General features: G+C 58.4%; 3 protein-coding genes. 2 read left to right on the top strand and 1 reads right to left on the bottom strand.

Going from position 1 to position 12817, the window contains the following annotated elements; translation table 11 throughout:
• Window positions 1-83: 83 nt before the first annotated feature.
• Complete coding sequence (locus CUC53_RS04930; RefSeq protein ID WP_100293120.1) at window positions 84-2126, bottom strand: TonB-dependent receptor; 2043 nt, start codon at window positions 2124-2126, stop codon at window positions 84-86.
• 456 nt (window positions 2127-2582) lie between these two features.
• Between CUC53_RS04930 and CUC53_RS04925 the strand changes: the two genes are divergently transcribed.
• On the top strand, window positions 2583-4262 hold the full coding sequence (locus tag CUC53_RS04925) for a ShlB/FhaC/HecB family hemolysin secretion/activation protein (RefSeq protein ID WP_100293119.1): 1680 nt from the start codon (window positions 2583-2585) through the stop codon (window positions 4260-4262).
• A 146-nt stretch (window positions 4263-4408) separates the two neighbouring features.
• Complete coding sequence (locus tag CUC53_RS04920) at window positions 4409-12625, top strand: two-partner secretion domain-containing protein (RefSeq protein ID WP_100293118.1); 8217 nt, start codon at window positions 4409-4411, stop codon at window positions 12623-12625.
• Window positions 12626-12817: the final 192 nt, after the last annotated feature.

Here is a 12817-nt window from a genome sequence, read left to right as displayed (position 1 = left end):
TTACCTAATAATGGTGGCGCCTAACCCAGACGCCTAAAAAAGTGGCCAGCAAACGCTGGCCGGGGATGATTACCATATGGTGATCAGAAGCGGTAGCTGCCACTTAAGATCAGCTGACGAGGGGTGCCCGGCATGATCTGGTTGGCGCTGGTAGCACTCACGACGTATTCATGGTCAGTCAGGTTTTCGGCACTCAGCTCGGCTTCCCATTGTTGCCAGCGGTAACCGGCCCGCGCATCGAGGCGGGCATAGCCGGGCAACACGGTGGCATTGGCATTATCGGCGAAGCGATCGCCTACCGCTGTCACGCCGGTTTCACCGAACCAACCCTGCTCACCACTTTTGTAACCAACATAGAGTTGGCCATTGTGACGGGAGACGTTAGCCGGGCGTTTGCCCTGCAAGTTGGCCTCGGCCCTGACTTGTTCGGCATCTTGAATAGCAATGCCGCCACGCAGGTAGATCTGGTCGGTTAGTTCGGCACGAGCGCTTAACTCGATCCCCTCGGTACGTTGCAACCCAGTGAGCAGGATTTTGGTCGGATCGAGTGGGTCTCTGGTGCGTTTGTTGTACATTTCCAGTCGATAAATCGAGAGGGTGGTCGCGACATGACCGGCCAACCAGTCGCTTTTCACACCCGCTTCATAGAGCCGGGTGTTCTGAGGGTCGAGATTGTTGTTTTGATCGCCTGGGGTCAGACCGATCAGCTCGCCCCCCACTGGGGTGAAGGTCTTGCTGTAGGAGGTGTAGAACGCATGATCCTCAAGCGGGCTCCATACCAACCCCAAACGCGGACTAAGGCTGATGACTGAGCGGGTCTCTTCCTTATTCAGGTCATGGCGGCGGCTGGTCACGGTGAAATCATCGCGGCGCAGACCGGCCACCAGCTGCCAATCGCCAAGGGTCAGTTGATCTTGCAGATAGAGGCCATTACCGCGCACCCGATGCTGGGCATCGCTGGATAACCTCATGGCGCCGTTATAGCTCGGCAGCGCGCCCGGCTCATAAAGATTGCCCGCAGGGATCGGGGTGGCATTTTGGTAGAGCTTGGGGGTGCGCTGTTGAGAGCTCAGCTCGACACCAACCAGCAGCCGATGCTCAACGGGGCCGGTTTGCAGCAAACCTTCCGCTTCGATGTTGTTGATCAGGCTCTTGGCCTTGAGATCTTGCTGCCAACGGGAGCGGGTGACCTGATCCCCTCTCACCCCAGTGACATAGGTATTGTCAAACTGGCTATCGAGGGTGATGTAACTCAGTTGCTGGCGCAGCTGCCACTGCTCGTTGACATCCCAAGTGAGACTAGATCGGGTCGATTGCGCCACGTCGTCGATGAAGTCGCGGCTAGTATCGCTGTAGACATATTCACGGGGTACGTTGGCGGGGCGACCATTCATCCCCGGAATGCCGCGATCTGGGGTGCGATCGTGCTCGTTACGCTCGTACTGTACCAGCCAGTTGAGGTTGTCGCGGATCGCCCAGTTAGCCGAGGGCGCCAGCAGGGTACGCTTGCTCTGCACGCCGTCACGAAAGCTATTTTTATCTTCCTGTGCCACGTTCAACCGCAGTTGCAGTTGCTCGTTTGCCTCGCCATTGAGATCGGCGGCCAGCCGCTGGCTGTCGAAACTGCCGACCTGGGCGCTGACGCTAGATTGCTGCCCCTTGTGCGGTTTTTTGCTGATCCGGTTGACGATCCCGCCCGTGCTGCCACGGCCGTAGAGCACCGCCGCCGGCCCTTTGAGCACCTCGACTCGCTCGATATTGCCAAGGTCGCGGGTGTACTGCATATCGTCCCGAAAACCGTCCAGATAGAAATCACTGCTGGCGCTGAACCCACGGATGTTGACGCTATCAAAGCGGGTATCGCCGCTGGCGTTCACCCCGGGGATGCCGGTCAGCGCTTCGCTCAGGGTCGGTTGACCAAAGGCGGTCAACTCGCTGACCGAGACGCTGTCGATGGTCTGGGGCACCCGCTTAGCAGGTGTGTTGGTGCGGGTGGCGGTGGCCACTTCCTGATGTTGCGATTTCTTGCCAACGACCGTGATGGTTTCATCGGCAGCATGGGCATTGTTACCTGTGCCAAGCAGTGCCAGCGCGGCGAGCGCGCTGCTAAAACGAGTGTGCTGCATATTCAATGTTGACTCTGCAATAGTAGCCTTAAGGCAAAAAGTTATTGATTTTATTGTAATTATGAGGGCTCACAAAACTGGCATGTGAATGATATTGATTTTCATTTTTATCGCAAGGTGAAAAACAGCGTCGCTTAACCAACACGAGCCAGGAACGGTGACAAGCCATCCCTAGCCGATGGAGAACAGCAGATAAAACGGGCCGTGGGGCCGCGTTAATAGATGAAATTATTAATAATTACTTTTTCGTAAGATTTATCTGAATCTTCGTCAATTGTGACAAATCCCCTTCTTCGTTGATTGAATTTTCTCCTCAGTTTCTATCTAATCCCCCGCCAAAATCGTGATGCGTCACCCTCCCTTGGTCGTTGCCCTTAGTGAACGTGGTGGCGAGCTAACGTTGCGGTGTAACCACTCGCCTCACCTCCGTTTCACCTATGTAGGCTATACACACAGATGATCCCTTTTGTCCTGCGCCAACTCTCCATCGGGCGCCTTGTTATACTCCCGCTGATCTTGGCATCCGTGGGGGCGGTAGCCTTGGCGGCCTCCCCTGCCGAGCAACAGGACATTGAGCAGCGCCAACGGGCATTGCTTGAAGAGGCGGCCCGCCAGCGGGATGAGGTCTCCCGCCAGCAGGTGTTGCCTATCACCCCGACAGGCCCAGCCAGCGAGGCATCAGGCCCCTGCTTTCAGGTGACCAAGATCCAGTTTGATGGCGCCTCACAGCTGACCGAAGATCAACAGCACCGTCTTGCCACCCCGTACTTAAACCGCTGCATGGGGCTCGCCCAGATCAATCAGCTGATCCGAGACACCAGTCAGTGGTATGTGGCACAAGGATGGGTGACCAGCCGCGCCTTCTTGCCAGAGCAGGATCTGGCACAGGGGACCCTGACCATCGCGATACTGGAAGGTCGCATCGAGGCCATCAGGGTCAATGGCCAGCCAGATCGGATCACCCGCACTCTCTTTCCGGGGTTGATTGGCCAAGTGCTCAACTTGCGGGATTTAGAACAAGGGGTAGATCAGCTCTCGCGGCTGCGCTCGCTCTCCTATCAACTTGATATCCAGCCCGGCACCCTGCCCGGCCACTCTATTGTCAACCTCAACGGCAGCCAAGGCGTGCCATGGCAAGGCAACCTGGAGTTTGACAACAGTGGCCAAAACAGCACCGGAGCAGAGCAAGGGCGGCTCTCGCTTAGCGCCGACAATCTGTTATCACTGGCCGAACAGTGGACACTGGCGGCCGCCCGCAGCACCGATGGGCGCCCTAGCCACCAGGCCAGCAACTGGCAGGCGGGGATCAGTCTGCCGTATGGCTACTGGTTGTTTGATGTGGGCTACCAGTACAGCGATTACCGTAACGATCTGCGGTCACGAGGGTTTATCTATGACAGTCGTGGCGATACCCGCACCACCACCGGAAACCTGACCCACACCCTGTATCGGGATGGCCAGACCAAGTTAGCGGGCGTGCTTGGCATCACCCACCGCCAGAGTCGCAACTTCATCATGGATCAACTGCTCGACACCAGCAGCTATCAGCTCTCCTCACTGCGACTGGGTACCAATCTGGCTACCCGTGTCGATCGCCACTTCTTCACTCTTAACCCAGCCCTGACGCTGGGTACTGACTGGTTCGGCGCAGATAGCGACCACGGCCGAGCGGCCCAGTGGCCGCAAGCCCAGTTTACAAAATGGGGACTGTTTGGCAGTTACAGCACCGCAGGCGAGCAGTGGGGCTGGCTGTCGACCCTCAATGGCCAATGGACATCGGATCGACTCTACAGCGTGGAGCGGCTCTCCCTTGGCGGGGATGCCTCGGTACGTGGGTTTAAAGAACAGAGCATCAGCGGCGATGTGGGCGGCTACCTGCGTAGCGAAGTGAGCTGGCAAGGCGCTGTCCCCCATTGGCTCGGTCAATGGCGTAGCTGGCTGGCACTGGACATGGGCCGGGTCGACATGGCGGAACAAGGGGATGGCTGGCACGACTTGGTGGGCACCGCGATCGGCTGGGAGCAACGCTATCGCTACTTTACCGGCAATATCAGCGTGGGGTTCCCGTTAAGCGCCCCAGACTGGCTCGATGCTGACGACTGGGTGCTCTATTACCGAGCAACAGTGCCCTTTTAATCGGGTCCACCGACCCATCAGCAGACGAACCAACACGAGGTGATTGACCTGCCCTACTAATGGCTGGCGTCACTGGCGTATGAGCGCCTCCATCAGGCAACCAAACTAAGCCGTTTGGCTCAGTAACACCGTGCGGATAAGTAACAATGACCATGAAACAACCGGGATCAATAACAGTAACGCCCCCCCAATTCTCACGGGTATGTCGCGCCGTTGTATACCAACTCTGCCTGATGATGGCGCTGCAGCCAGCTCATCCTGCCTTTGCTGAAGGCATTGCCGTGGCCACCGGCAACACCACCCTCAATCAAGCGGGGAATGGAGTACCCATCGTTGACATCGCCACCCCCAACGGGGCAGGGGTCTCGCACAACCGCTATCAGGATTTTAACGTCGGCCAGGCGGGCGCCATTCTCAACAATGCCACCGGTCAGCTGACCCAGACCCAGCTGGGCGGGCTGATTCAAAACAACCCCCATCTCACTGGTCAGGCTGCCAATCTCATCATCAATGAGGTAGTGGGCGCCAATCCGTCGCAGCTACAAGGCTATCTGGAAGTTGCAGGCCAGCAAGCCGGCGTCGTGATCGCCAACCCCAATGGCCTCACCTGCGATGGCTGCGGCTTTATTAACACCCCCAATGTGACGCTCTCCACCGGTAAGCCGGTGTTGGATCCACAGGGGCAACTGCAAGCACTGGATGTTAAACAGGGCACCCTGACCGTGGGCGGCAAGGGGCTTGATGCCAGCCGCCAAGATTCCGTTGACTTGATGGCGCGGGCGCTGCAACTGAATGGCGCCCTCCATGGCCAGACCGTCAATGTGGTGGCAGGTGCAAACCGCATCGATCGCCAAACTGGTGAGGTGACGGCGCAAGCAGGCACCGGGCCCACCCCGACCATTGCCATCGACGGCGCAGCGCTCGGTGGCATGTATGCCAATAAAATTCGACTGGTGTCCAGTGAGCAAGGGGTCGGGATCAATCTGGCCAACGTAGTGGCCAAGCAGGGCGACTTAACCCTGGATGCCAATGGTGCCATCCGGCTGCGAGACAGTGCAGCCCAAGGCGATCTCACCCTCGCGGCGAAAGGGAATGTTGCGCTGGGCGGTAAGCTGGCGGCACAGGGGGCGCTAACGGCTAGTGCTGCGGGCGACATCCACCTCTCGCAAAGCCAGTTAGCGGCCGACAGTGCCAAGCTCGCAGGCAAGCAAGTCACGGTATCAGCCAGTCAAGTGGACGCTCGTACTATCAATGTGGCGGCAACAACAGCCCTTGTGCAGCGTGGTGAGCTAAGCGCAGCCGAGCAGCTAGCGCTATCAGGTAACACCGTGACCCTTGCCGGCCGTCAACAGAGTGGTGGCGGCGTAACCGTTACCGCTAGCGAGGCGGCCAGTTTGCAAGGCACCTTGGCTGCGGCGGGCTCGCTGACCGTCAAGGGCGGTCAGCGCTGGGTGCAAAGTAAAGAGGCCAACCTTGAAGGTCAGGCACGGGTCGAGATCACCGCTGATGAGATCGCCCTGTCTGGCAGGATGCAAGGCCAGCAAATAGCCATAAATGGTAAAAAACTCACTAACGAGGCCAGCGTAACGGCGGGGCAAGCTCTGACCGTTAAAGCCGATCGAGCCACCCAGCAAGGCACCATGCACAGTCAGGGGCAACTGAGCTGGCACGGTGACCAACTCGATAATCAGGGTACCCTCTCGGCTGATGGTCATGGCGAACTCACCCTCACTCAGCTCACCAATGGCCCAACGGCACAATTGCTCAGTAAGGGGCCATTGACCCTGAACAGCAGCACCTTGACCAACCAAGGTAAGGTGGTGAGCGAAGACGCTTTGACGATCACCAATCAGGGCGCGCTGCTCAATAGCGGCACCCTAGGGGGCGCTCGGTTAACCCTTGGCACAGACCGACTAGATAACCGTGGCATGTTGCTTGGCCGCGATGGTATTGCCCTCACTGGGCGTGACATGGCTTCTGCTGGGCAACTGATCAGTGATGGCACCCTCACCATCGGCAGCCAACTGCTGCTACTCAGTGGGATCACCAAAGGCCAGCACGTCACCCTCAACGCCCAGCAACTGGCGCTTGATGGCACCTTGCAGGGGGAACAGGTCACACTGACAGCAGACCAGATAGCCAGTGGTCAGCAGGGGCAATTGCTTGCTCAAACTAACCTCAACGTCAGCGCGCGTGAGGCCGTGCAAGAAGGAACATGGGCCGCGAAAGGGGAGATGGGGTTAGCCATCGGGACCCTGCTTAACCGTGGCACCTTAGCCAGTGATGCGCTGCTGCGCTATCAGGGCAAGCAATTTGTCAATGGTGGTGCGGTCTCGGCAAATGCACTGACCCTGCACGCTAATGCGCTGCGCAACAGCGGCCAGCTTGTCGCGGCGCAAACGGGCCAGATCACCAGCGATACCTTAGACAATCAAGGCCGGTTGCAGGCTGGGGGCACCCTGAGCCTGACCAGCCCCCATTTACTCAACAGTGGCCAGCTGATCAGCGGCTTAGCGCTGGCTATCACCACCGGCACCTTCACCAACAGCGGCACCACGGCAGCGGGCACCACCCTTGCCCTGCACGGCTCGCTGCTCACCAATCACGGTAAATGGGTAGCGGGAGAGGCCTTGCACCTCAAGGCTGACACCGTAACCCAAGGGCAAACCGGCGTCACCGCCAGCAATAGCGCCCTGACCATCGATGCCACCACCCTGACTGGGCAAGGCATGTTTTCGGCCAAAGGTCCGCTCGCCCTGCGAGCGACGACCCTTAACGTCGATGGCCAGCTCTACAGCGACGATGCCCTCACCCTGAGTGCTGAACAGCTCAGCTTGAGCGGCCGTAGCGACAGCAACACACTGCAACTTGCAGCAAGCAATGCCACCCTCAATGGCACCCTTACCACCTTGCAAGATGCCGCCCTACAGCTGAGCGGCACCTTGCAACACCATGGCCGCATCAACGCCAATCAGATTGCGATCAACGCTGTGCGCATGGAGGGTAACGGCGACCTCTATGCAGAGAAAACGCTCAATGTGAACGCCAACCAACTGGCGCAAGGTGGCACTTGGTTGGCCAAAGAGAGTGCGGCCCTGCGCGGCGACACCCTGCAGCTGGGCGGCACCTTGGCCGCGCTGGCGGGGCTTAGCCTGAATGCCAGCACCGCCCTTGCCAGCAGTGATAGTGCCAAGGTGATAGCAGGCAGCCAACTGGCCGTCACCGCCCCTACCCTGCAGATGGCAGGACGCTGGCAGGCAGGCACAGCGGCCACCCTGACCAGCCGCCAGCTAACCCAGCTTGGCGATCTGGTGACTGGCGGCGCACTCACGGTACAGGCACAGGATTGGCAAGTAGGTGGGAACACCCAAGCAGCAGGCGCCATCGCGGCGACCCTCAGCGGCCACGCCGATCTGGCGGGGCGTGTCAGTAGTCACCAAGATATTCGCATCACCGCTAACCGCCTGACTCAGCGCGGGGAGCTGCTGGGACAGGCCAATGTCACGCTTAGCGTGCAAGGCATGTTGCAGCAGTTGGGCAAGCTGATGGGCCAACAGACCCTCAACATCAGCGCGGATCACCTAGACCAGCAAGGCGACATCATCGCAGGCCGCAGCGTGGTCATGGCTCGCACCGTCACTCAGCAAGGTCAGTGGCTGAGCGACGGACAATTTCGCTATCAGGGCCAACAGCTTGATAACCGTGGCCAACTGCAAGCCGCCGATATCCAGCTGCAAGCCAACCACACCAGCAACCGAGGCAGCGTGCTGGCGCACAACCAGCTGACCTTGGCTGGCGAGCGGCTCGACAACCTTGGCCAGTGGCAGGCAGGGGCACAAACCCTGACCCTCAACGCGTTAAGCAACACACAAGGGGCCCAACTGCGCAGCCAGACCGATGGCACCTTAGACGTGGCGCAGCTAGATAACGCGGGTCAATTAGTGGCACAAGGCACCCTGCGTGTCAGTGGCCAGACCCTGCATAACCAGAGCGGCGGCCTGATCAGTGCCGATAACCTCGCGCTCACCAGCACCGACACCCTCAGCAGTGCCGGCATCTTGTTTGGCCTGCGCCAACTGCTGGTCACCAGTGCCACCCTCGATGGTAGCGGCCAACTGCTGGCAGGCCGCCAGTTAGGGATCGATACCGAGCGCGTGACCCAGATTGGCCAATGGCTCTCTGGCGGCGATCTAGCGTTGAAGGTCGGCAGCAGCCTGACCAGTCAAGGGAACATCAGTGCCAACAATCAGCTTGAACTGGACGTACAAGGTGACTGGCAAAACCGGGGCCAGTGGGTGGCAGGCAGTGGCCTGCGCGCCACCACCAGCGGCGCCCTCGACAATCAAGGCCAGCTTATCAGCAATGGCACCCTGCAACTGAGCGCCAGCAGCCTAGATAACAGCGGCAGTGTGCAAGCAGGCAATACGCTACGCCTTGATACCAACGGCGCACTACGCAATAGCGGCATGATCGCCAGTGTGGGGAACCAACAGTGGCTAGGTGACTCTTTTTATAACGAAGGCACTCTGTATAGCGGTGGCCATCTGTCGCTGACCGCCAACAGTAACCTAACTAATCAATACGGCACGCTATTAGCTGAACAAGGCGCCGCACTGAAGGTCAATAACGGCCAGCTTATTAATGCCTCGGGGACCATTGATGCGGGGAATGGTGATTTAACACTATCAGCCCAACAGGTTATTAATAAAAAGGCTGTATGGAGCATTAGAGAAGATGAACCCACCCGTATTGATTTTCAGTTTACGGTAGCACCGGAACTTACGATCCCCGCTTTCATATCCTTGGCAGATATGACTGCCACAGATGCCTGCTGGTTATCATACGCCGACACCTGCGTTTCTTTTGACGAATTTAAAGCACAGCCTGGCCGTGACTATGGTTTTACCTATCAGCAGTTTGATGATATGAGAAACTCTCTTAGCGCTGATGAAGTCATGGTATACCCAGCCGCAATAAATGATGGTGACTATGCAAAGGGCCTATACAAGGCCAGAAAAATTGCGGCAGATCAATTACGGCTGTACTTGACCAAGGGCGGGATGAGTGTACTAGCTGATAGCCCGTCAGCAATGCTGCTATCGACGTCAAACATCACCATTAACGCACAGCAAGTTGAGAATGATGCTAGCCAGATTCTGGCGGGCGGCAATATCAATATCGATGCAGACACGCTGTATAATCGCAGCTACCAAGCTGGCGGGATTTATGAATACGTAGATTATTTCTTTTCTTGGGATCAGCCCAACGATGCTGGTGCCGTGTTTGGGGATGGCTACGCCCCAAGGGATAACAGCGTTTATTCTGAACGGGTCGAGGGCAAAACCTTCAACGCCCTGATCTCCGCAGGTGGTAATTTAACCGGCACCGTGGCCGGTATGATTGACAACGTCACCATCAAAGCCAATGCGGGGCCGGTTTCCAGCACCACTCCTCGCCCTGAGCTTGCCAATGTCGCGGTCGATGGCCCGCGTGGCCCCAGTTGGCAGGCTGGCCCCAATGCTCAGCAGGTCACCTTTACCCCAGTGGGTGAACCCAATGGCGTACCACTGCCGGATTATCCGCTGCCGGGCGGGGGCAATGGTCTGTTTGTGGTCACCGATAAACCCGATAGCCAATACCTGATCGAGGTCAATCCGCTTATCAGCGAGCTGGGTTCGGCGGGCAATGCCGCCCTCGCCAATATCGACCAAGCACTGGCCGCCGCCGCCCAGGCGAGTGGTCAGTGGGATAGCTGGCAAGCCATTAACGCCGCCCAGCCAGGGGCCCTGCCCGATGGAACGCCGCTCACGCTCGCCCCCGCTGTCGAGCAAAACCCGGTTTGGACCGACCCTGGCAAGTTCTTAGGTTCCAACTACTTCTTTGCCCAACTGGGCTACAACCCAGAGCGCGATATCAAGCTGCTCGGCGATGCCGCCTTCGATACTCGGGTTATCCGCGATGCGGTACTGGCGCAAACCGGCCGCCGCTTTATCAATGGCGAGATGGGCTCTGACTTGGCCCAGATGCGCGCTCTGATTGATAACGCGGCGCAAAACCAGCGTGACTTGGGCTTGATGCCGGGGGTCGCCTTGACTGCCGCGCAAGTGGCGCAGCTCGGCCACAGCATGGTGTGGTGGGAGCCAATCTGGTTTAACGGCCAGATTGTGCTCGCTCCCAAGCTCTATCTGACCGAGGCCGACCAGCGTCACCTCACGGGCAGCGTCATCACCGCAGGCAATATCGACCTCAAAGCAGGTGCCATCAACAACAGCGGCACCTTCTTGGCCGATGGCACCCTGTCGCTCAAAAGCGGCACTACCCTGACCAATCAGGGCTCCTTGCAAGCGGGCGGCAACCTTGGTTTGCTGGCAATGGACGACATCCTCAATCAAGGACAGATAGCCGGCCAGAACGTGACCTTGGCCAGCGCCAACGGCAGCATCATCAATCAGACCCAGACCGCTCAGCGCCATGTGGATGTCAACGGCATCCTCTCCGAAGTCTTAAGCGACCAGACCCGCTTTAGCCGCACCGACATCGGTGACACCGCCAGCATTACGTCAGCAGGCACTCTGTTGTTGCAAGCGGGCAAAGATATCAACCTCTCCGCCGCCGAGCTGCTAGCGGGCGGCAATATGACCCTGCTGGCCGCTAACGATATCACCATCGACAGCCTTGAGAGTCGCCACAGCTGGGAAGAGGGACAAAACCGCTTCTCGCGTATCGACCAGCTGATGAGCGAGCTCAATGCCGGGGGCGCGCTCTCCCTCACCGCAGGTAATGACCTCAGCCTGACAGCCTCAATGGCCGAAGCCAAAGGGGATGTCAGCCTTAGCGCAGGCAATAACCTGCTGCTGGCCAGCGAAGCGAACCAGACCAGCGATGATGTGCGCCAAGGCAACAAACACACCATCGACCGCACCACCGCTCAGGTCGGCGCAACCATAGCCGGCGATAACGTCAGCGTCAGCGCAGGCAACCACCTACTGGCCCAGGCCAGCACCATCACGGCGCTAGGCAATGCCAGCTTGCAAGCCGGTGGCGAGTTGCAACTGGTCACCGCTGATAACGAGGAGTTCCACTACGAGAAAAGCAAGAGTAAAGGCACCTTTAGCTCGAAAACCACCGAGATAGAGCAGCGGGATGTGACGGCACAAGGCACCACCATCACCGCCGCTGGCAACGTCAGCCTCGCTAGCCAAGGGGATATGACCCTCAAGGGCAGCGCCATCAAGGCCGGCGATACCCTCGCGCTGGATACCGACGGCCAGCTCAACCTGTTAACCGCGACCGACGAGCACTTCTACCGCAAAGATGAGCAGAAGAAGGGCTTCACCGTCACCGCCCAAGGCAATGGCACCAGCTCGACCACCGAGCGGCAAAACCAGCTGGAGGGCAGCGATATCACCATCAACGCAGGCCAAGGTGTGCTGCTGCAAGTGGGCCAGCGGGAAGGGGAAGACCTGCAAGCCAACCTCACGGCACTGGCCAACGAGCCGGGGATGGCGTGGGTCAATCAGGTCAGCCAACTGCCGGGCGTCAAGCAGGAGGCAGTGCAAGAGGCCTATGAGCAGTGGGACTACAAACAGCAGAGCCTTAACCCCATCGTTGCCTCGGTCATTGCCATTGCTGTGGCGGCGGCCTCGGGCGGTGCGGGTGCTGCCTTACTGAGTACACAGACTGCCGCGACCACGGCGATGGCCAATGCCGCCTTTGCCACGCTGGCAACCCAAGCCGCCCAGTCGATGGTGCTGCACGGTGGCGACCTCTCCGCAGTGCTCAAAGACCTCGGCAGCAGCGCCAACATCAAACAGCTCGCAACGTCGGTCGCCACGGCTGGGGCGCTGAGCGGCTTTGACCAATGGGCAGGGCTCGACAGTGCCGCTAAGCAAGCCAATAACCCGTTTGCCCAACCGGGTGCTGCGGACTTGATGAGTTGGGACACCTTTAACCGAGTGACCGGCCACGCCACCATCAGCGCCGGCATCACTAGCACCATCAACGGTGGCAGTGTTGGTGATGCCTTTAAAGACAGTCTGTTGGCCAATATTCAGGCCCAAGTAGGCAAATCGGTAGCGGGGGTAATTGGCGATAACGGCAATGCGTTGGGTGATGTAGGCAAAACCATCGCCCACGGCGTCACCAGTGGCGCCATTGCCGAAATCACCGGTGACAAGTTTGCCGCAGGGGCCGCTGGCGGTGCCATGTCTGAGCTTGCCAGCAACTGGAGCCTTGGCGCCTTTGGCGACAACGAAGAGTACCAAGTTGCCCTTAACAAGGTACTGGGCGGATTGGCCGCTGCTACCGTTCACACTAGCGATATAGGTTCCTCACCTGCTCTTCCCTCGTGGAAAATCGATTAACGCGGCATAAGCTGTTACGCGACGAGCAAGCCATCACCTCTTTAGGGTCCAAGATAAGAAAAAATATCGACACGTTTGTTACTGTTCGCAGCTTTTAATCGATTTCGCAGATAACTTTTTGACAATACTAAAAGTACCTCTATAATCCTTGCGGTTTTGAATAAGGTCGGGATATAGCAATGCGATTGTTAA

Origin of the sequence: Aeromonas cavernicola, from assembly GCF_002795305.1 — a bacterium.
Lineage (GTDB): Bacteria > Pseudomonadota > Gammaproteobacteria > Enterobacterales > Aeromonadaceae > Aeromonas > Aeromonas cavernicola.
This window is presented reverse-complemented; position numbering and strand designations above follow the sequence as displayed.

Coding starts and splice junctions, on each gene's coding strand:
- CUC53_RS04930 (WP_100293120.1), bottom strand. CDS start 2,126: ATGCAGCACACTCGTTTTAGCAGCGCGCTCGCCGCGCTGGCACTGCTT.
- CUC53_RS04925 (WP_100293119.1), top strand. CDS start 2,583: ATGATCCCTTTTGTCCTGCGCCAACTCTCCATCGGGCGCCTTGTTATA.
- CUC53_RS04920 (WP_100293118.1), top strand. CDS start 4,409: ATGACCATGAAACAACCGGGATCAATAACAGTAACGCCCCCCCAATTC.